The sequence below is a fragment of the Mesorhizobium sp. USDA 4132 genome (genome assembly GCF_056279545.1).
Genome location: NZ_JBWCCP010000002.1, coordinates 1,553,754 through 1,573,077 on the forward strand (window position 1 = coordinate 1,553,754; position 19,324 = coordinate 1,573,077).

The 19,324-nt window shown below is 59.1% G+C and carries 18 protein-coding genes and 3 pseudogenes; 5 read left to right on the forward strand and 16 right to left on the reverse strand.

The annotated features are described in order from the left end of the window. Positions 1-106: 106 nt before the first annotated feature. Positions 107-1,201, reverse strand: a complete 1,095-nt coding sequence (locus tag ACZ9IU_RS30045) for a nucleotidyltransferase family protein (RefSeq protein ID WP_040125693.1) — start codon at positions 1,199-1,201, stop codon at positions 107-109. Positions 1,202-1,261: 60 nt separating this feature from the next. Beyond that, positions 1,262-1,387: pseudogene (locus ACZ9IU_RS30050) on the reverse strand (IS5/IS1182 family transposase); the annotation flags it as partial. A 392-nt stretch (positions 1,388-1,779) separates the two neighbouring features. Between ACZ9IU_RS30050 and ACZ9IU_RS30055 the strand changes: the two are divergent. The 4 genes from ACZ9IU_RS30055 to ACZ9IU_RS30070 all read left to right on the forward strand — a co-directional run bounded on the left by ACZ9IU_RS30055 (position 1,780) and on the right by ACZ9IU_RS30070 (position 4,729). Further along, on the forward strand, positions 1,780-2,616 hold the full coding sequence (locus tag ACZ9IU_RS30055) for an alpha/beta fold hydrolase (protein WP_040125692.1): 837 nt from the start codon (positions 1,780-1,782) through the stop codon (positions 2,614-2,616). Between the two features lie 343 nt (positions 2,617-2,959). Further along, positions 2,960-3,895, forward strand: a complete 936-nt coding sequence (locus ACZ9IU_RS30060; protein WP_040124145.1) for an AraC family transcriptional regulator — start codon at positions 2,960-2,962, stop codon at positions 3,893-3,895. Between the two features lie 280 nt (positions 3,896-4,175). After that, positions 4,176-4,391 carry a hypothetical protein gene (locus ACZ9IU_RS30065; protein WP_157885287.1) on the forward strand — a complete coding sequence of 72 codons (216 nt, stop codon included), beginning with the start codon at positions 4,176-4,178 and terminating at the stop codon, positions 4,389-4,391. Positions 4,392-4,480: 89 nt separating this feature from the next. Beyond that, the gene (locus ACZ9IU_RS30070) at positions 4,481-4,729 is read left to right on the forward strand and encodes a hypothetical protein (RefSeq protein WP_040124144.1); all 249 of its coding nucleotides are present in this window, start codon (positions 4,481-4,483) and stop codon (positions 4,727-4,729) included. A 54-nt stretch (positions 4,730-4,783) separates the two neighbouring features. On the opposite strand, the gene ACZ9IU_RS30075 is transcribed toward ACZ9IU_RS30070, so the two are convergent. Further along, entirely contained in the window at positions 4,784-5,533 is a 750-nt protein-coding gene (locus ACZ9IU_RS30075; protein WP_040124143.1) for an SDR family NAD(P)-dependent oxidoreductase, read from the reverse strand. Positions 5,534-5,630: 97 nt separating this feature from the next. Here ACZ9IU_RS30075 and ACZ9IU_RS30080 point away from each other — a divergent pair, with 97 nt between their 5' ends. Continuing rightward, on the forward strand, positions 5,631-6,527 hold the full coding sequence (locus ACZ9IU_RS30080; protein WP_040124141.1) for a LysR family transcriptional regulator: 897 nt from the start codon (positions 5,631-5,633) through the stop codon (positions 6,525-6,527). A gap of 94 nt (positions 6,528-6,621) precedes the next feature. On the opposite strand, the gene ACZ9IU_RS30085 is transcribed toward ACZ9IU_RS30080, so the two are convergent. The 13 genes and pseudogenes from ACZ9IU_RS30085 to ACZ9IU_RS30145 form a co-directional block, all read right to left on the reverse strand. Continuing rightward, positions 6,622-7,269 (reverse strand): HD domain-containing protein, encoded by a 648-nt coding sequence (locus ACZ9IU_RS30085; RefSeq protein WP_040124139.1) that lies wholly within the window; start codon positions 7,267-7,269, stop codon positions 6,622-6,624. A 134-nt stretch (positions 7,270-7,403) separates the two neighbouring features. Beyond that, positions 7,404-8,321 (reverse strand): MBL fold metallo-hydrolase, encoded by a 918-nt coding sequence (locus tag ACZ9IU_RS30090; RefSeq protein WP_437179070.1) that lies wholly within the window; start codon positions 8,319-8,321, stop codon positions 7,404-7,406. 397 nt (positions 8,322-8,718) lie between these two features. Then, positions 8,719-9,084 carry a response regulator transcription factor gene (locus tag ACZ9IU_RS30095; protein ID WP_040124136.1) on the reverse strand — a complete coding sequence of 122 codons (366 nt, stop codon included), beginning with the start codon at positions 9,082-9,084 and terminating at the stop codon, positions 8,719-8,721. Between the two features lie 57 nt (positions 9,085-9,141). Beyond that, positions 9,142-10,860 (reverse strand): annotated as a pseudogene (locus ACZ9IU_RS30100) (PAS domain-containing protein); the annotation flags it as partial. A gap of 339 nt (positions 10,861-11,199) precedes the next feature. Then, positions 11,200-11,790 (reverse strand): annotated as a pseudogene (locus ACZ9IU_RS30105) (PAS domain-containing protein); the annotation flags it as partial. Between the two features lie 243 nt (positions 11,791-12,033). Beyond that, positions 12,034-13,524, reverse strand: coding sequence for a mechanosensitive ion channel family protein (locus ACZ9IU_RS30110; RefSeq protein WP_040124134.1), 1,491 nt, complete (start codon positions 13,522-13,524; stop codon positions 12,034-12,036). A 24-nt stretch (positions 13,525-13,548) separates the two neighbouring features. After that, positions 13,549-13,980 (reverse strand): CBS domain-containing protein, encoded by a 432-nt coding sequence (locus ACZ9IU_RS30115; RefSeq protein ID WP_040124133.1) that lies wholly within the window; start codon positions 13,978-13,980, stop codon positions 13,549-13,551. A 135-nt stretch (positions 13,981-14,115) separates the two neighbouring features. Beyond that, complete coding sequence (locus ACZ9IU_RS30120) at positions 14,116-14,529, reverse strand: cupin domain-containing protein (RefSeq protein WP_040124131.1); 414 nt, start codon at positions 14,527-14,529, stop codon at positions 14,116-14,118. Between the two features lie 74 nt (positions 14,530-14,603). Next, positions 14,604-15,362, reverse strand: a complete 759-nt coding sequence (locus ACZ9IU_RS30125; RefSeq protein WP_040124129.1) for an SDR family oxidoreductase — start codon at positions 15,360-15,362, stop codon at positions 14,604-14,606. A gap of 53 nt (positions 15,363-15,415) precedes the next feature. Next, entirely contained in the window at positions 15,416-16,201 is a 786-nt protein-coding gene (locus ACZ9IU_RS30130) for an alpha/beta fold hydrolase (RefSeq protein WP_157885286.1), read from the reverse strand. A 325-nt stretch (positions 16,202-16,526) separates the two neighbouring features. Beyond that, complete coding sequence (locus ACZ9IU_RS30135) at positions 16,527-17,177, reverse strand: response regulator transcription factor (protein ID WP_040124127.1); 651 nt, start codon at positions 17,175-17,177, stop codon at positions 16,527-16,529. A gap of 223 nt (positions 17,178-17,400) precedes the next feature. Continuing rightward, entirely contained in the window at positions 17,401-17,940 is a 540-nt protein-coding gene (locus ACZ9IU_RS30140; RefSeq protein WP_040124126.1) for an RrF2 family transcriptional regulator, read from the reverse strand. Positions 17,941-18,071: 131 nt separating this feature from the next. After that, positions 18,072-18,821 (reverse strand): sensor histidine kinase, encoded by a 750-nt coding sequence (locus ACZ9IU_RS30145; protein ID WP_040124125.1) that lies wholly within the window; start codon positions 18,819-18,821, stop codon positions 18,072-18,074. Positions 18,822-19,324: the final 503 nt, after the last annotated feature.

Sequence of the window (19,324 nt, forward strand, 5' to 3'; positions counted from 1 at the left end):
TCAGTGGAAGTCGGTGCTATTGAGTGGACATGAACTCTCGACACCATATTTGTCTTCGCCACTTTCGAATTAAATCAACTGCTTGGCTTTCGAGGTGGAAGACAGCCTACTCTCCAAACGGAAGTTCAATTTCTTCGCGGTTCTTTTTCGCGCCCTCGATCAGGACGGTGCGGAGCCGCTCGGCATCTTGTGGAGGCAGCATTCCCGCCCCGGTTCGAATAGCTTCTTGCCACGCAGGCCCGCGCTCCCATGCTTCGTTGTAGACGAGCGCCAAGTCGGCAGATCGCCTTGTCTGCTGCAGGGCCTCAAGGAGCAGCGCAGCTTGACGAACGTCCTTCTCTCGCTTCGCCGGGCCCTGCCCATCAGTGTGTCGGCGACTAGCGACTATGAGCTTGTGGACCGCATACCGGGACGGATCGGGGACGACGACTGGGACGCCGCTTCGGTGGAGCAGCATTGTCCTGACGGGTTCCCTTATGAGGAAGTCGAGAAAGCGTAATGGATCCGCGCTGGCGCCACCAAGGGCGGGCATCTTCGCCGGCTGGTCGACGTAGTCATCCGAACCACGGTTCGACGTCAGGAATTCAACCCTGTAGCCGTCGGCATTCTGAAACGCCGACGAGGCCGCGGATCCCGATCGATGTGGAATTGGCCGGAAGCTGGCGTCGACGCCCTGCAACAGCTCAACGATCGGAGGCAGACTGTCTTCAACCTCCTGACTGATGGCATAGTCCTGGGCGATGTCCGCATCGCCGGTCAGAATCGCAGCCATAGGAAGGCGGACGCCCAGCAGTCCTGAATAGCACTGAAAGGCCACCGTGCCGATGAGAATACCCCGGAGCCGGAAGAGACCGCCATCGGCAAGAGCCTCGACAATGTCGCCCGATATGGCGTCAGGGGCGACCATCCCGCCTTCGCGGGTCAGGGTATTTACCAAGCGCCTGCGAGCGCGTAGATCGTCCTTGTCCCGTTTATGATCAGCTACGCGCTGCGCGATATCCGGATCATCAGCAGAACCGACGTAACGACGTTTCGTACCACCATGTCCATCTGGAATGTCGAAGTACCAGTATTTGCGCCCCTTGATGTTCGCCGGGGTGAACCGACCCTTCGGAGGGAAATCGGCCGTCCAAGCGGCGTCGAGCGAGCGCTGACCTAGCTCGGCGAGCATCGTCTGATACATGAGGTCGATAGACTTCATAAGCTCGACTCCGATGTTATACTGTTTTTCAAAAACAGTATAACGGTCGAGAGGATAGGTCGCAAGATAGGATGCCACGAACGGTAAGATCTTCCGAGACCGTCGCAGAACCGGGATAGCACGATCGCGATTCTGAACGTCGGCCGGTTGAGGATCAAGCACGAGAGCACGTCGTCCATCCATATCGGCCGCCCCGGGACATCATCGAGAAGAGGCATCAACCGGCCTTGGCTTGGGATGCGTCACGTCGCCCGAAGAGAGTTCAAAACCTTCTGGAGCCGCGCCGTGAAAAGGACAGCAACTCCGCTACACGCAGCGCAATTCTGAAAGGTCATGGGTTTTCGCAATTGGGTAAAACCTCTCTCGTGGATGCATCAAACACGGAGAAAATCATGATCGGAAACTCTTTCCCGAATTCGTCGAATACAAGCGAACATCTTTTCGAGCCACCGCAAGCGTTCCGGCGCAACGTGCTGATTGCCGGTCTTTCCGCTTCGGTTCTGGCGGCAATGCCCGCCGGCGCCGCAGCCAAGAGCACCGCCTCCAAAAGCCGTCAGACCAACAAGGAAAGCAGTGACGTGAACTACGTAACCACTCCCGATGGCGTCGAGATCTTCTACAAGGACTGGGGCCCAAAGACCGCTCAGCCGCTCGTCTTTCATCATGGCTGGCCGCTTTCCGCCGACGACTGGGACACCCAGATGCTTTTTTTCCTCGGCAAGGGATATCGTGTGATCGCCCACGACCGGCGGGGCCACGGCCGCTCGAGCCAGGTCAGCGACGGCCACGATATGGATCATTATGCGGCCGATTTTGCTGCAGTCGCCAAGCACCTCGATCTTCGCAACGCCATTCATATCGGGCACTCGACCGGTGGCGGCGAGGCCACGCGCTATGTCGCCAGGCACGGCCAGCCTGACGGACGCGTCGCAAAGCTGGTACTGATCGGCGCCGTGCCACCGATCATGGTCAAGACCAAGGCAAATCCCGGCGGATTGCCGATCGAAGTCTTCGACGGCCTGCGTTCACAACTTGCCGCAAACCGCGGACAATTTTACCATGATCTCGCAAGCGGTCCCTTCTATGGCTTCAATCAGGAAGGCACCAAAAAGATCGAAACGATCGTCCAGAACTGGTGGCGCCAGTCGATGATGGGTGGTGCCAACGCGCAATATCTCGGCATCAGGGCGTTTTCAGAAACGGATTTCACCGAAGATCTCAAAAAGATCACCGTGCCGACGCTTGTGATGCATGGCGATGACGACCAGATCGTGCCGATCGCCGACTCCGCGCTGCTCTCGGCCCAGCTTCTAAGGGACTCCACCCTTAAGATTTATCCCAACCTGCCGCACGGAATGTGCACGACGCATGCCGAAATCGTCAACGCCGACCTGCTCGCCTTTATCGAGCGGTAGTCGGCTGGGAAGCGGCGCTATCCGCCGCCAGCGCCGCTTCCCGGTTCTTTTTATGACATTTTCAAAAGCAAGCGGACAGCGACTCCAGTTGAAGAGTGACATTATAATTCCCGAGCTGACGCGGCCAATGCCGATGTTGGCGCCAGCAAATGCTTTGATTGTGAACGCTATCCCTGAGCACAGGATGTTTCCTCAGATAGTCGGCGTTAAGCACGGCATTTGCTAAGGACTGTCCATTCGCCGGAACAGATCGGCATACTCCAGTGGCCAATATCGTCAGCGGTAGCTGCATTCTATCTTCCTTTCACGTTCTCGACGACGAGTTCGCTGGAGGGATTGAAGCATGGCTCCTTTCAAATTTCAGGCGCTTCCTCCTGATGTGATGGCAGATGACAGACCGCAGGAGGGACATGTGTCACCGGACCGCGAAATGGAGCGTGTCCTGCGCACTGCCCCGGTGGAATCCTTCCGTATCGACGATCCCTTTGATACCCGGCTCGCCCGATGGAAACACAACCCGTTCCACGACGTCGTGCACCCCATGTCGGATCACGTGATCATGACCTATCTCGGCGCTATGCAGCGGCTGGAGCGCCGGTCCGGGAAGGCATATGCGACAGGTATGGGACGCCAAGGCAGCATAACCTTCATCCCGGCAGGATCGACGTCACGTTGGGATATTCACGGGCCAATGGACATCGTGCAGCTCTATCTCTCCCCGGATCTCCTTGACCGGGTTGCCCGAGAATGCCCCGGGGAAGGTCGATCGTTGGTCGAGAGTACAGCGCAGCAGGACAACGTGATGGCGACCCTGCTTACGATGGCGCATCAGTCGTCCAATGGTATCAGCAGCCTGGACGGGCTCTATCGCCAGCAGCTTGCAAGCCTGATCGCCATCCATCTGGTGAAAACCCATGCAGGCGTCTGTGAGGCGTTAGAAAAAGCCTCGGGCGGCCTGGCGCCGGGGATTTTGCGGATGTCCCTCGAGCGGCTGTCGTCTGAAAAGGAGGAGGATCTTTCGCTCGGCGCGCTCGCCGAAGCGGCCAACCTTTCCCGCTTTCACTTCTGCCGCGCGTTTAAGAAAAGCACCGGCATGACACCCTCCGAATGGTTGCGCCAGAGGCGGATGGAACAGGCCATGGCCATGCTGCGGGATCCCATGATGCAGATCACGGATATCGCAGGCGTGCTGGGCTACGGGACCCTCACCGCCTTCTGTGTGGCCTTCAAGCGCCATACGGGCCTGACCCCCGGCGAATGGCGGCGGGCGGCCCTATAGACCGCAATCCCTCAACATTCCGAGCAACTCTGAAATGTCTTCAGCGTCTCCTTTGCGATATTCTTTGAAGATCGACAGTCACAGTTAAGGAGAAGCAATGATCAAGAAAAATTAGTGACCCAATAGCGATTGTTTAAGTCAATGACATACCTTTCGTGAAGGCGTCTATGCTATTTATTTCCGAAAGTGATCAGACGTTACTTCTGTTATCGACGTAGCATCATGATCAGGAATGGACCCCGTCACTGGAATACGAATGTAAACCCATAAGGAGAATGACATGCTGAGAGAAGCCACTCTCTACGCTCTGTCCGGACTGCTTGTTTCGTCGGCCCTCGTCGGAACGCCGGCCGATTTCGGAAAGGAGCATCGTGAACCTTCTGGACGGTCGGCGGTCACGACCGCTGCAGTCGCTTATAACTCTGGAAAACCGGACGTAATTCGTCCTCGCACGTCTCGCGACAACCGAAAACCGGGCGACGAAGACATCAACTAACTCCGTCCCGCAGTTCATGCAATCCACCGAAACATTCCGCAGGTGAGGTCGCAACCCAGCACCTCGGACAACTCTGAAGGAGATCAACCATGACAAACATCAAGACCGCTTTCGCGCTCGTACTGATTGCCGCAGCAGGCTCTGCCAGCGTTACCTATGCAGAGGGAGATTATTACGAAGGTGCCCAGAAGAATACCGTCAGGCAACAGTCCCGCCCGCCGGTTAGCCGGGACTATACCGGTTCGGTGTCGCACACAGCTCCCGCGTACGGCCGTCTCCTGGATGAGAAGGCCATCGATAGCGGCGATTATTATGAAGGAATCCAGCGTCCAAACTGACGAAGTATAATCGCCCGAAGCAGCCAACCCGTAGGGATTGGCTGCTTCGATCCTTTAGGCCAGCGTCATGCCGCCATCGACATGCAATTCGACACCATTGACGAAGCTTCCCGCTGCCGAAGCGAGGAACAGTGCCGCGCGGGCGACTTCCTCCGGACGCCCCATCCGCCCAGCAGGGATAAGGGATGCCATGTAGTCCTCGAACGCCGGGCGATCGGCCTCCGAAACGCCCAGCTTGCCGAGGATGGCGGTTTCCACCGGTCCGGGGCTGAGGATATTGACGCGGATCTTCCGCGGCTTGAACTCGATCGCCCAGTTCTTCGCGAACGCGGCAACAGCCGCTTTGGAGCCGGCATAAACGATGTGATTTGGCAGAACCTTGGTGGCGGCGAGCGAGCTCGTAACGATGATGTTGCCGCCGACCCGGATCAGCGGCGCGATCGCCTGCACGCCAAGGAAAACACCGCGGGTATTGGTGGCAAAGTGCCGGTCGTAGTCCTCCAGTGTAACGGTGTCAGAGGCGGTAAGGTTGATGACGCCGGCATTAGCCACATAGATGTCCAGCCCGCCAAAGCGCGTCTTCACCACGTCCGCAAGCTTTTGATGATGCTCCGGATCGGCGACGTCGCCGACGAGGCCAAGTGCGCCATGGCCGATCTCGCCAACCGCCCGATCAACGATGTCCTGACGCCGGCCGGTGATAACGACCTGAGCGCCTTCCTCTGCGAACAGTCGGGCGGTCGCCTTACCGATACCGCTATTGCCGCCTGTGATTACGGCGACCTTGTCTGCAAGATGCTGCATTTTGTTTATCTCCTTTTCTTTCGGGGATGAGATAAATGCTAGCGGTGCGAGCTATTAGCCCCCTGTCGGGCACATGATCTGTGCCATGGAGATGTAAATGCCGAACCTGCTGGATGAAACGTCAGGTTTGATGGCGTTCGTAAGGACCATGGAAGCGGGATCGTTCACGGCGGCGGCGCGCGATCTCAGCACGACACCATCGGCGGTTTCGAAAAGCGTGGCACGGCTGGAGAAGAAGATCGGTGCGCGGCTTTTCCTGCGCTCGACTCGAGCGCTGACCCTGACGCAGGATGGGCAGGCATTCTTTGAGCGCGTCGCTCCGCTGCTGCGCGAACTCGATGCGAGCGATGAAGCCATCCGGCCAGAAGCGGCTCCCTCCGGCAGGCTGCGGATCAGCATGCCCGGCGAGCTTGCACCGCTGCTACTCCCCCGCCTGTTCGGTACGTTTGCGAAGGATTATCCGGACCTCCAGCTCGATATCGGGCTGACCGATCGTTTCGTCAATCTAGTTCGTGAGGACTACGATGTCGTCCTGCGCGCCGGCTCGCCAATGCAGGAGGACCTGATCGTCCGCCGCCTGGCGGATCTACCGATGGCGATCGTCGCCTCCCCGGCTCTTCTTGAATTAACCGGACGTCCAAGATCAGTGGATGACCTCCCAGGTTTACCTTTTGCGCGCTACACCATGGATGGTGCCGTACAACCTGTCAGGCTTGCGGACGGCACGACTTTCATTCCAAGGGGACGGGTCGATTGCGACACGGGCTCGGCCCTGATCCAGGCTGCATTGAGCGGGCTTGGCGCGGCCTTTCTTCTGCGATGCCTGGTCGCAGACGACGTGCGAGCCGGCACGCTCGTCGATCTCGCGCCGAAAATCGCACTTCCGAAGCTCCCCCTTAATATACTGCATGCTTATGGGCGGACTGTTCCGGCACGTGTAAGACTATTTTGCGATTACATGGCCGGCGAGGCCAGAACCCTCGCCGACCTGTAACTTGGGTGGGTGATAACCAATATCCTGCCTGGTTCTTCGTCGCCGTCCCAGATGGGCGAGGTACCGTTCTGCACCGGGCCGTAAAGTATGCCCATCACTCGTCGAAGGGAGCACCTGCAACAAGATCGACCGAGGAAGGAACCGTATAGCCCGGAACGAAACGCTCGCCGAAGTCCCGCACGAAATTGTCATAGGTGGTTTCCGGCTGCGTTTTCGCGATATGGCAGAAACAGGAGGTCATTTTCCGCTTCATTCCGAGCCGCGGGAATTCGGCAACGATCGCCCGCACGTCAGATGACGGGATGAAGCTATATTTCAGACCGACCACATCAAAACAAATGCCGGTAGTACAAAGGGCCACTTCAGCCTCCTTGTAGAGCCCGATCGACGGTGTCGAATTGAGCGCAACGCTGTCCCAGATCAACTGGGCGCGCCGTCCGTTGAGCCCCGCTTCCGTCGCGAAATCTCGGGCAAGGTCGGCTGCTTCCACTTCGAAGCGGCGGGGCCCCGCAAATCGATCGTTGAGGGTTATGTCATGCAGCAGCGCGCCGATGGCAAGCACTTCGGCGTCATGGGCTATGTTCTGCAGCTCAGCGAGCTTTACCGCAAAAAGCCAGGAACGCATGACATGATTGAAGAGATAGGGCTCGTAGGCATGGTGCGCGTGCTCTATCGCGCGGTCTATGAGCCGGTTGTGAGGAACTGAAATACCGGCGACTATGCGCATTTCCATCGCAGTCATGTCATCACCTTTTCTGGGGCTTTAGTGCTAGTATTGACGATCGCGCGAGCCGAAATCCGCTGACGCGAAATTGCCGCGAAAAAACTGCATGCGATCTTCTGAATGTCAGACCGCATGCAGTCGCCTATAGATCGTCAGTAGTCCCAGAAAACCGGAACCCAACGGAAGGCGTCGCCGTCGACTGCGACATGCCCGACCGAAGGGAACGGCATGTGGGTGGCGACCAGCAGTTCGCCTGTCGCCGCCAGCTCCCGCAAAAGCCGAACCCGAACGCGGGCAGCTTCCTCGGGGTCATGCTCAAAACCATTGAACCAGCCGGGATGCTCGAAGCCGACCGCAAAGACGGCGTCGCCTGCAAACATCAGCCGGTCTTTTCCGGAAGCGACGCGGACCACGCTATGTCCGGGCGTATGGCCACCGGTGCGGGAGACGACGACGCCCGGAGCCACCTCTTGTTCCTCGTCGAAAAGGCGCAGCTGGTTGTGGTATTCCTCGGCGAACCGTTTGGCCGCCGCCCGAAGCGCATCCGGGAAACCGGGAGGCATGTTTACACGCGTGAAATCAGGCGCTTCCCAGAATTTAACCTCGGCTGCGGCAACGTGAATCCGCAGGTCGGGACGTAGCCGCTCCTTCACGCCATCGACGATGAGCCCGCCGACGTGGTCCATGTGCATATGGGTCAGCACCACGTCGGTCACCGATCCGAGATCGATGCCGGCGCTCTCCAATCGCTTGACCAGCTGGCCGGCCCGCGGGAGGTTCAATTCCGGATCCAGCCCCAGACCGGCGTCGATCAGGATAACCTGTGCGCCGCTACGCACAACAACCGCGTTCAGCGCCCAGTCGAAAGCTTCCTGCGGCAGGAACATACTGTCCAGCCAGGTGGCACGTTCTGCCGCATCGGCATTGTGGCCCAACATCTTGGTCGGAAGGGGCAGCACGCCATCGCTGATTACCAACACTTCGATCTCGCCAATGTTCACCGCATAACGCGACGGAACCAGTTCTTCAGTTGCCGGCCTGCCGGAGCGTGAAGTGTTCTCGATATTCATTTTTGTCTCCTGCTGACCCATCATGGGGGGATTTGCTTCTGCCTGCGTCATAACGCGCTCCTGTTCTGCGGGATTGGAACGTGCGGGGCACGAACCATGCGACGGAGTGTATTGGCGCGCTTTTTGGCGGTCGATTGGGCCGAGGGAGAGGGAGGGCTACACCCAAGAACAGGTAGGTTCTCCCGTTCGTTTACGAGAACGAGGATTAAGTTATGGCCCCGCCCTTATTGAGGATGGAGACGCTGATATCTTGAGGATAGGTCCTGGACGAACGGTGAATCGCTGGTTCATCAATACAGGCGCTCCAAGCCGATGCTTGGCCAATCGAACCGATCACGTCTGCGATGAAACAGCCGTGATCTCGTGACCAGGAAAAGCGATGGAAACTCAGGAGCGCTCAGTCTTGCCGCTTGCCTAGCGCATCACGAACGGCCGCAAGCAGAGCATGTCCGTCAAAGGGTTTTCGCAGAAAACCGCCGGCGCCACGGGCTCGGTCCTGATCGGCTATCTCATGCCGCCCGGTGATCAGGAATACGGGAAGTTGCGGGTTCTCCCGCCTGGCAAGGTCGCGAAGTTCAAACCCATCGACCCCAGGCATGCCGATATCGGTGATCAACACATCGACGCCCGCAAGCCCGCGGGCGAGCAGCAATTCTGCAGAAGAGAAGCTGCGGATCAAATATCCGGCCGACTCCAGCAATTCTTCCAATGATGCAAGAACCCTTGGATCGTCATCGACAACCGCCACCACGGGCTTGCTCATGTTATGCTTCCTCCTGGCCGGTGCGAGTTAGTTTCCGACATATCCGACAACCCGCGATCATGAACCTGCACCTCCATCCGCCGGTAGCGTGAATATGAACTTGGTGCCTCGCGGTTCGTTCCCTTCCGCCCAAAGCTGCCCCCCATGTGCCTCGACGATCGAGCGCGAGATCGCGAGCCCCATGCCCATTCCCTGATCTTTTGTCGTGAAGAAAGGCTCGAATATCTTGTCGGGGAACTGGATGCCGCGTCCCCGGTCGCTAACCTCGATGCGAGCCATGTCGCCCATTCGATGGGCCCGAACCTGAAGGATCCTGTCTTTCGGAACGGAAGCCATGGCGTCCATGCCATTGCGCATGAGATTGACCAGGACCTGCTGGATCTGGACCCGATCGAACGGGACGAGCCTAATGCCGCTTTCGCCCTCGACATCGATGCGGATGCGGCGCCGCGATGCCTCTTCGGCAAGCAGATCGCGGGCCTCGAACACGACGCCGCCAAGCGCCACGCAATCCCTCTTGGCAGGGGTTTGCTTGAACAGGGCACGGATGCGGCCGACGACGTCGGCAGCAGAGTTCGCGCTATGGACGATACGATCCAGCGTTTTCTGTGCCCTTTCGATATTCGGCGGTTCAGCATTGAGCCAGCGCTGGCAGGCACTCGAATAGTTCATCACCGCCGACAGAGGTTGATTGACCTCGTGGGCAATGGATGCCGAAAGCTCGGCAAGGCTGGCAGCCTGGCTTGCGCGCGCAAGGTTCTCCTGGGCCAGGCGCAGTTCCTCCTGCGCGCGCACTTGATCCTCGATATCGAAGCAAATGCCATTCCACTGCACGATCGTGCCCTCACCGTTGCGCATCGCCGCTGCGCGCGTTTCCACCCAGCGATACACGCCGTCGAACCGCCTCAGGCGATGCCTCTGTGCATACGGTTCGCCGGTCGATAGCGAATGGCCATATCGTTCTTTGATGGTCGGCAGGTCATCCGGGTGGATTACGGCTTCGAGTGTGCCATCCAGCCGAGGCTTTCCTGCCTCATCCTTGTCTTCGAGATTGAATCCGAGGTATTCGCGAAGTTTTTGACTGCGATATATCGGTTTGCCATCCGGCATGGCGCAATAAATCAATGCGGGCAGCGTTTCGACGAGCTGTTGAAGATGCCGTTCGCTCACGCGCACCGCCTCCTCGGCCATCACCAGATCGTGGATGTCGGAACTCACGCCGTACCATTGGAGGATGATGCCGGTCTCGTCCCGTAAGGGTTCCGCCCGGGTCTCCGTCCAGCGATAACTGCCATCGGCACGGCGCTGACGATATCTCTGGATATACGGAGCGCCCGTGGCGAATGAATGCCGGACGGCCTGGCGCACCAATTCCCGACTATCCGGGTGTACGACGCTCAGTGAAGGCGACCCATCCGGTGCTGTGATATCCTTGAGAGTGGCGCCCGTCACTTCGGTAAAAGGTTTGTTGACATAAGTCGGCGTTCCGTCGGCCGTTGTGCTCCAGATCAGCGCGGGCACGGTGTCAATAAGTTGTTGCAGTTGCCTTTCACGCTCGCGTAGGGCCGCTTCCGTTCTTTTGTAGACGTCGATATCCAGTGTCGCACCGTACCATCCTGTGATGCGTTCCTGACTGTCGCGTGTCGGCCGGGCCGCGGCGCGATGCCAGACATAGGCTCCATTGGCGCGTAGTACCCGATATTCGACATTCCAGTGTTCACCCGTCCTCAGGGCCTGGCGCAACGACTCGCCGACCCGTTTGCGATCCTCCGGATGCGTACCTCGCTGCCAACCCTGCTCGCCGCCTTCCAGGAATGGTTTGCCCTCCAGCAGCTCGTTCAGGTCCTCGAGCGTCATCGCTATAGAGGTCTGCGCAGTCGGCGTTGCGTAGGTGAACTGCCCGGACGCGTCCATCGCCCATGCGCCGCCATAGAGGTTCTCGATGGCAAGCGCAGCCCGCACCGCTTCACCGGTCTCACCGAAAGAGCTCGCGGTCGTCCACCGCTTATCCTGCCTTGCCACCGCCGGATCCACATCGACGCTGATGCCGTATTCGGGTTCCACCCGAAACTCGACCCAGCGGTAGTTCCCATCGGCTTGAAGCTGCCGGTAGCTGCTGACCTGAGGAACGCCGTGAAAGAACGCCCGCGCAGTTGCCTGCTCCACCGTTGGCCGGTCGTGCGGGTGAACGGCGTCCATCGACAAGAACGCTTCGGGTGTGGTGTTGTTGAGCGCGCGGGCGACGCCGACAATACGGTCGCGCCGCGGCGACGGCGTATCGGTATCGATCACCGTACCATACCACCCGGTAATGGTACCGTCGTCGTTGCGTACCGGATGCCCGGTGCTGCGCGTCCAACCCCACATACCGTCCGCACGCAGCATGCGATGTTCCACGTTGTAATGTTCGCCAGTCTGCAGGCAACGCTGCCACATGGCGGCCGCGCCTTCGTAGTCCTCTGGATGGACGACCCGGCTCCAGCCCAAAGTATTGTCGTCCAGTGGCGAGTTGAGGTCTTCCAAAGCGAGACCGAAAAAGGCGAGTGCGGCCGGCGTCACATAGATAAAATTGCCGCCGGCATCGGTTGCCCAGCCATTGCCGGTGATCCGCTCGACGACCTTTGCCGCCTGTACGGCATCAATATCGGGTGACCTTACCGATCCCCCACCACTACCCATCCCCGAAGCTCCGGCGGACTTCGACATGCCTCAACCCGATCCCATTTCATTTGAGATCGCCATGGTGCGCTTAAATCGAAACTACGCCACGGCCTCTCCACAAAAGACGGTATACGGGAGCTTGCGACAAAAACACCTGTTCCGAAGGATAGGGCGAAGATTCGCGAGGCAATTCAGCTTTCGATCGTAGCAAGCGCCAGCAGATATCCGATCCAAGCGCGGCGCAAAGAGGCAATGCCGGGATCGTGCGGCCCGCTTTGCCCTCCATATTCAGCTGCTGAAGATCGTCCGGATTGACTTCAGAAAAGCGGTGGCAGTCCGCTCGTGTTTCTCTTCTGCAAGTCGTAGATCGCGGATGCCGCCAGAGCCCGAGGACAGCATTGCCGCGATCTCCTCGGCTATTGCCGGTCGTTCGGCGATCAGCTGCGCAAAACTCTTCTGGTCGATCTCGTAAGCAGTGACTCGCGTTAGGGCTTGCAGCGTGTAGGCTTCCTCCGTTCCCGCCAGAAGGCCGGTTCCCCCAAAGAAGTCGCCCGAGGAAAGGCGTCTTTTTTCCTGTTCGTCGTGCTGCATCGATACGACGCCGGTGCGGATGATCATCATCCAAGGTAGCGCCTGCCCCTGGGCGACGATGACGTCACCCTTGCGATATTCGCGCTCGATGCCAGACTGAGCCAATTTTTCTCTTTCGGATTGCGTCAGCCCGGAGAGGATCGGGTTCTCATCGATAACCTCCTGCAGCATCGCTTCAGGCGGTCGAGGTGTTTCTTTCAAGTAAGTTCCGTCCGCGATGGCGATCGCCGAGGGTGGCATCGCAAGGTGCAGCCCGGACGATCGGCAATGACGGTAGAATCGATCGATCACCTCGTTCTGAGCCGTTATTCTCAGCAGTGGATTGCTCACGCGGAAAAACAGACGGATTTCCAGCGCGGTGGCATCGAGGCCGCTGAACGAGACCAGTGGCGGTGGCTCGCGCATGATCGAATTGCAGCCGGCCAGAACCGTCAACATGGCCTCCTCGACAATCGAGGGTGCGTGCGTCGGGACCAGCCGTACCGTCATCTTTAGGAGATGCGTTTCGTCGGGCCGGCTGACATTGGTCAGCTTCAGCTTGGCAAGGACACTGTTAGGCAGCACGACGATATTGTTGGCGCCCGTCAGAATTTGCGTCGAACGCCAGGTGCTTGCGGTAACTCGTCCTTCCGTGCCGTCCTCAAGGAGAATCCAGTCGCCTAGCGCATAAGTATGCCCGAGATTGAGGGCGACACCGGAGAAGACGTCGCCGAGTGTATTCTGAAGGGCAAGACCAAGTGCAATGGCGATGACGCCGGACGTCGCGATCAGCGTTCCGACAGGAGCGCCGAAAACGAAAGCCAGGGCGGCGAGCGTGACGCACATATAGACGACGCCGACGACAATATCCTGCAGCAGGCGGGCCTCGCGAGGCCTACCTTCCAAAACCAGATAGATACGCACGAACCCGATGACGGCCCAGGAGAGATGGAGCCACCACAACAATTGGCCGAAGACGATGAATACGGCACGCTCGTCGCCGATCCGCAGGCCTTGGGATTGACCGAGCGGAATATCTTCGAAAACGAGGACGGAGGTCATGGCCGTGAAAAAGACGATCTGCACCACGAGCCGCAGATTGGAGCGCAACGGGCCGATGAGCTTCCAAACGGCCATCCCGGTCAAACCTAGAATGATCAGCCATGCGAGCGGTTCGGCGGCGATTTCACCCAGATATGCCTGAAGCATGATGATCGTCCCGGTGTTCGGAGGTCAGTAGCCGATGCCGGCGACGTAGTTCGCCAGCATGTGTTCCTGCAACTGCTCCTGCTCGAAGAGAACCTTTAGGGCGTCGCGGATATCGAGAACGCCGAGAGGCTTTGCATCCGCCCCGAGGACCGGCATGTTCTGGATGCTGTTTTCCACCATGACCTGCCATGTCGCCTGTAGTTCATCTGCCGGGCTGCAGGAAATGATGTTGCGGCTCATCAGCGCCTCGACGCTTGCATTCGCCTCGCGGTCAGCCAGATGGCGAATAAGATCGGATTTGCTGAGTACCCCGGCTGCCTTTCCGTGTCGCTCGCTGACGACGACAAGTCCAATGCCCGGATTGGAAAGTGTTAGGGCGGCGGCCTGCAGTGTAGCGGCGACATCGATCACCATCAGGCGGGCCGATGTCATGGGATAGAGTTTTTCGATGCGCATGGTTTTCCTCCTGACGGCGCTCGCGGGCACGGCCGGGCATGTCGGTATTGATTGCAATCGGAACCGGAATGGCGCCGGCCAGAGGGCGCCATTCCGTCATTGATGTCAGGCGAGAACCGCCTTTCCCGTTCGAGCTTACTTTTCGTAGGTCGTCAGATTGGTTTCATTCGTGTCGACCACGAACACGGCAAGGAGGCGAGCACGCTCCGTCTTGCTTGCATTTTCGCTCACGGCGTGATGGTCGCCGGGAAACTCGGAAAAGTTCTCGCCGGCATGGTAGACGGTCACCGGCCCGCCATTGACCTTGCTGGTTATCGCTCCTTCCAGAACCGTCGCATAAATGAAGGCGGATTTGGGATGCGTGTGAGCGGGCGAGGTGCCGCCGGGCGCATATTCGACGAGCACGCCCTTCATGCTCTTACCGGGCACGTTGGGCAGTGGCTGGTCGTAGACCACCGTTACCTTTTCATCGCTGTGGTCATCATCCGCCGAAACCGCAGCCGCGGAGGCAAATACGAGAGCCGCCGCGCAAAGAAATATCCTGATCATCTTCGTCTCCTGGTAAATAAGGCTTGCCAACCCGAAAGACCGGTGAAGCCGGGAGGAATTTGCGAGGGAGTCGCTTACTTTTTCTGGGCGGCAGGGGACTGGAGCCAGTCCTCGAAGCGAATCGCGCCAAGGCGGGCGCCGGCATCCGGAACCAGTGTCCGGTCGTCGATCTCGACCTCGAAATAACGGGCATGCGGATCGGCGAGGATGGTACGCGGATCGTGGGTGGCCTTGAGGTAACGCCCGATGAATTCATTCATCGGTGCGCGCTCGGGGCCGGCGATCTCGATCATACCGTTCGCCGGTTCGGCTAGAGCGGCATCAGCCATGGCGTCGGCAACGTTGTCTGCTGCGATCGGCTGAAAAGCGCCCGTCGGAACGCGAATATTCGTTCCTTCGGTTGCCGACTGGGCGATGGCACCCACGAACTCGAAGAACTGGGTGGCATGGACGATTGTGTAGGGCACTCCTGAGCTGCGGATATGCTCTTCCTGACGCAGCTTGGCGCGGAAATATCCCATCGCCTGCATACGGTCCGTGCCGACGACCGACAACGCGACATGATGACGAACGCCTGCGGTCTTTTCCGCCGCAAAGAGGTTGCGACCAGCTGCATCGAAAAATTCCATGGCGGCTTTCTCGTCGAAGGACGGCGAGTTCGCCAGGTCGATAACCACCTCGGCACCGATCAGAGCTCCGGCAAGACCTTCTCCAGTCACTGTGTTCACACCCGAATTTGGAGATGCGGCAAGCACCTCATGTCCCTTCTTGCGAAGCCGTTCGACGGTTTTCGAACCAATGAGGCCCGTGCCTCCAATAACGACGATCTTCATGTCCTATCTCCTGGTTTCAAGTTTGATATTGAGTTGCGGGTCTGCTGCCGGCGTTATTCCGCCGAGGCTGCTTCCTCGATCAAAGAGACTATTTCCTTGGGATGTGAAACCGTCAGGGCATGCGAACCGCCCTCGATGACGATGGTCTTCACCGCATGCGCTCGCTTCGCCATGAAGCTCATCACGGCTGGCGGGATGTTGCGATCGGCGGAACCGTAAATCGCGTAGGAAGGCAGCGTCTTCCAGGAGGCGGCGCCCGACGGTTCGGCCAATGCGGCCTGCGCGATTGGGCGCTGGGTGGCCGCCATCAGCCGCGCCGCGTCTTCGGGCACGTCGGCGGCAAACTGATCGTGGAACCGGTCCGGCCGGATGTAAAGATCTTGGCCGCCGCCCGGCAGCGCAGTCGTCGTCAACGCGTCCCCCAGCGTGCTGCCGGGAAATTTTCCCGAAAGGCTCGCGCTGGATTCACCGGTCTCCGGAGCAAAGGCGGCGACGTAGACCAAGGCCTTCACATTCGAATTTCCGTTCGCCGCTTCGGTGATGACCGGCCCGCCGTATGAATGACCGACCAGCACCACCGGTCCCGAAATCGAGCGGAGGACGCTTGCGACAGTCGCGGCATCGCTGGCAACGCTGCGGAGCGGATTGCCAGCGGCGATCGCCGTATAGCCGTCCTTGGCGAGCGCACCGATCACGCCGTTCCAGCTCGACGACTCGGCGAATGCGCCGTGCACCAGCACGATCGTCGGCTTGGCTCGCGGTTCCGCGGCCTGTGCGAATGCCGCAACTGCCGTGCCCACCGTTGCGGCGAGCGTCAGAGTTTTGATGATATCGCGCATCTTATGTCTCCTGTTAGAGCCTCTTCGACCGGTCAGGAGAATGCGTCACGGCGGGCCGCCAGCCTATCGAACAGAGGCATCGACCATCTAGTCCCAGAGTACAGGTAGGATAGATCGGGTGATTAGATTATCCTGCCTGAACTCAGGACAATCGCTCCCGCGGCGAGCGAGGGGCTCATGCTTTGCCGATGATCGGCGGCTAAAGCTCGAAGACATTCCCCAGCCTTCAGGGCCCTGTGGCGAAGGAAGAGGCGTCCGGCGCTTATGCGCCAAGACTAGTCGCTTCGGGGGCAGCTTTTGGTTGTGAGGATAGTATTGCGCAGACTCAAGCCTGCGGCGTCTCGCGAACACTGGAGGGTAATGAATCCCAGGCGCGAATGAGTTCGCCGATGGAAATAGCCCGCATCTTGCGCATTACATTGCTGCGGTGGAGTTTAACGGTGATCTCGCTGATCCCGAGTTCGAAAGCGATCTGTTTGTTGAGGCGGCCGCGCGCAACTTCACGAAGTACCTGACGTTCGCGCGGCGTCAGCGTCGCGAACCGGCTGGAATGCTGATGGATGTTCTCCGCCTGCGCCCTCTGCTCCACGTCCCGCTGAATGCCTGCAATCACGGCGTCCAACAACGTCTGGTCGCGCACCGGTTTCGTCAGGAAATCGACGGCGCCGGCCTTCATGGCTTGCACCGTCATCGGAATGTCGCCGTATCCCGTGAGAAAGACGATGGGTTTCGTAATTCCGCGCGCCGAGAGTTGATGCTGCAAGTCAAGACCACTCGCGCCGGGCATTCGGACATCCAGCACCAGGCAGCCGGGCCGATCGGGGAGACCGGCGCTCAACAGTTCCCTGGGCGACGGGAAACAGGCGACGTCGAGGCCGACGGATTCCATAAGCTCCTGAAGGGAGTTGCGAACGTCTTCATCATCATCGACGACGAGAACCAGCGGATTATCTGCAACGACAGCTGAGGTTGCCATCTGATCATCTCCCGAGAAGGCAGATTATAGGTGCTACCATGCGCAGCGCGCTCGCCTTACCGCCCTGCGACCGAACGCACCCCGACAAGTGAAGGGCGCCGTTGCCGGCCAAGATAAATATATCCTTCATCAATCTGGGTCCCCTATCTGCCGGAGCGGCAGCATCTCAACTCCGCCTGGCTGCAATTGCCAGCCGCAATCCATGTCACGCGTCCCCAGCCCGTCAGGACAACGCTCTGTCTTCTGTTGCACCGCTTCGGGTCCGGCCCTTTGTTCTATCCGCAAGCCATTTGCGGACGTCGTCGGAGAATTCCGGCGGCGCCTTTCCACCGAGGTCGCCGGCAATATCGGCCAGCGTCTGGCTCGCAAGCGAATCCCGCATCGCCTTCTCCGCGCGCAGCATCACCGCGTGGATTGCGCATACACCTTTCGTTGCCCATGACGGCGGCCGCTCCCGATATACGGCGCAGCGGCCGCGAATCTCCTGGCAGTCGAACAAGGGTTTCTTACCTTCGATCGCATCGATAACCTCCAGAACCGTGATATCTCCGGGCTGCCTTGCGAGCAGATATCCCCCGTTGATGCCCTCGGAGGCGGACACGATCCCCGCCTTTTCCAGCTTCGGAAATACCTTCGCCAGAAAACTCCGGGAAATTCCCTGAAAATCCGCCAGGTCGCGGCTGCTGAGCGGCGTTCCGGGCGAACTCGCCAACCACAGGAGACAATGCAGCCCGTATTCCACACCTGCCGTCATATGCGCCATAACTCGGACTATAGTTGTCTGAGTTATGGTTAGCAAGCACTAATTTGAACTGCCCAGCGAAGCGCAACATTCGCTGCACGGAAATCAGCCGCCGCCGGAGACGGTAACGTCTTTCACTTCCGCTTAAGCCGTCATCGGCGTTCGGCAATCGGCAGATACAGGGTGACCTGCGTGCCGGCATTGAGTTTGCTTTCGACGGCGATATGTCCTCCCACGTCCTCGACGAACCGCTTGACCACCGGCAAGCCGAAGCCGCCAAGCCCCGTCGCTCTTGTTGTGAAGAAGGGTTCGAAGGCACGCTGCAGCGTGTCCGGGCTCATGCCGAGGCCGTTGTCCACGATCTCTATCTCGACGGCCGCCGCATATCCGCCTTTTCCCGCGCTTCGCGCGGCAAGTGCGATAGTCCCTCCATCCGGCATGGCATCGCGCGCATTCGTCAGCAGGTTCATGATGGCGCCCTGCAAGTTGATCCGACTGCAGGTCAGGGGCGGCAGATTCGGCTCCACCTGCAGGTCGAGCCGGATTTCGGGCTGCCAGATGGTTTCGACCAACTCCCTAAGCTCCGTCAGGCAGCCAGCGACGCTGACGGCTTCCACCGAGGTCTCTCCCTCGCGTGCCCGGCGGAGGGTCTGCTCCACAAGCGCTCCGGCGCGTCCGAGAGACATTCTCGCACTGGCAACGATGGGCGGCAGACTCGGGTCCGCTGCCAGATGAGCGTTGCGGGAGAGGATGTTCAATGCGGATACCGCAACCTGTATGAGATTGCCCAGATCATGAACCGTGCCAGGCATGGAATCCGGCAGGCGACCCGTAGCCGCGGCACCGGCAACAGAAGGTGGAAAGCCTTTTTGGGCTTGTAGGCCTATTTCGGTATGCGACATGAGATCCTCCATGGGCGCGGAACAAGCCCAAAATCGGTCAGCAATGCAGCACAACCTAAGGGATGGCAGGGTTGGGATCGATCAAGCCAAGGATGGGACATGCCCATACCGAAGGATAGGTTTCACGCGGGTGGTTTTGTCCCGCGCAGGAGGACGACGGCAAAATCAAGCATGAGCACAGTGCGAGACCCTGGGCGCGACCACATAGAAAAATGGCGAGCAAAGCATCGGATTGTCGCCTTCTATGAGGGCGAGGAGCCGTTCCTAATACTGCCCCTCCGTTGCAAATCCGAGCATAGGCAAAGGCGGTAACGGCGAATTCCACAACCTCCTCGCCCAGCGGAATGACCAGCTTTCGGCCGACGAGGACGTCTCGGATATCTGACGGGTATCCGCTTTACGAAATGCGGATTCGATGAGCCTTTCGTAACTATCGGGCGGACAAGCCTGAAGCGCATTGTTACAGGCCTTTGTTACAAGGTAGCCAATGCGCAATTGTTTGG

What these genes read in the sequence shown, in the direction of transcription:
- ACZ9IU_RS30065 (WP_157885287.1), top strand. Translation starts at nt 4,176, where the DNA reads ATGCTGAGAGAAGCCACTCTCTACGCTCTGTCCGGACTGCTTGTTTCG.
- ACZ9IU_RS30090 (WP_437179070.1), bottom strand. Translation starts at nt 8,321, where the DNA reads ATGAATATCGAGAACACTTCACGCTCCGGCAGGCCGGCAACTGAAGAA.
- ACZ9IU_RS30110 (WP_040124134.1), bottom strand. Translation starts at nt 13,524, where the DNA reads ATGCTTCAGGCATATCTGGGTGAAATCGCCGCCGAACCGCTCGCATGG.
- ACZ9IU_RS30075 (WP_040124143.1), bottom strand. Translation starts at nt 5,533, where the DNA reads ATGCAGCATCTTGCAGACAAGGTCGCCGTAATCACAGGCGGCAATAGC.
- ACZ9IU_RS30045 (WP_040125693.1), bottom strand. Translation starts at nt 1,201, where the DNA reads ATGAAGTCTATCGACCTCATGTATCAGACGATGCTCGCCGAGCTAGGT.
- ACZ9IU_RS30080 (WP_040124141.1), top strand. Translation starts at nt 5,631, where the DNA reads ATGCCGAACCTGCTGGATGAAACGTCAGGTTTGATGGCGTTCGTAAGG.
- ACZ9IU_RS30140 (WP_040124126.1), bottom strand. Translation starts at nt 17,940, where the DNA reads ATGGCGCATATGACGGCAGGTGTGGAATACGGGCTGCATTGTCTCCTG.
- ACZ9IU_RS30095 (WP_040124136.1), bottom strand. Translation starts at nt 9,084, where the DNA reads ATGAGCAAGCCCGTGGTGGCGGTTGTCGATGACGATCCAAGGGTTCTT.
- ACZ9IU_RS30130 (WP_157885286.1), bottom strand. Translation starts at nt 16,201, where the DNA reads ATGCGCGATATCATCAAAACTCTGACGCTCGCCGCAACGGTGGGCACG.
- ACZ9IU_RS30085 (WP_040124139.1), bottom strand. Translation starts at nt 7,269, where the DNA reads ATGACTGCGATGGAAATGCGCATAGTCGCCGGTATTTCAGTTCCTCAC.
- ACZ9IU_RS30120 (WP_040124131.1), bottom strand. Translation starts at nt 14,529, where the DNA reads ATGATCAGGATATTTCTTTGCGCGGCGGCTCTCGTATTTGCCTCCGCG.
- ACZ9IU_RS30135 (WP_040124127.1), bottom strand. Translation starts at nt 17,177, where the DNA reads ATGGCAACCTCAGCTGTCGTTGCAGATAATCCGCTGGTTCTCGTCGTC.
- ACZ9IU_RS30145 (WP_040124125.1), bottom strand. Translation starts at nt 18,821, where the DNA reads ATGTCGCATACCGAAATAGGCCTACAAGCCCAAAAAGGCTTTCCACCT.
- ACZ9IU_RS30125 (WP_040124129.1), bottom strand. Translation starts at nt 15,362, where the DNA reads ATGAAGATCGTCGTTATTGGAGGCACGGGCCTCATTGGTTCGAAAACC.
- ACZ9IU_RS30115 (WP_040124133.1), bottom strand. Translation starts at nt 13,980, where the DNA reads ATGCGCATCGAAAAACTCTATCCCATGACATCGGCCCGCCTGATGGTG.
- ACZ9IU_RS30060 (WP_040124145.1), top strand. Translation starts at nt 2,960, where the DNA reads ATGGCTCCTTTCAAATTTCAGGCGCTTCCTCCTGATGTGATGGCAGAT.
- ACZ9IU_RS30070 (WP_040124144.1), top strand. Translation starts at nt 4,481, where the DNA reads ATGACAAACATCAAGACCGCTTTCGCGCTCGTACTGATTGCCGCAGCA.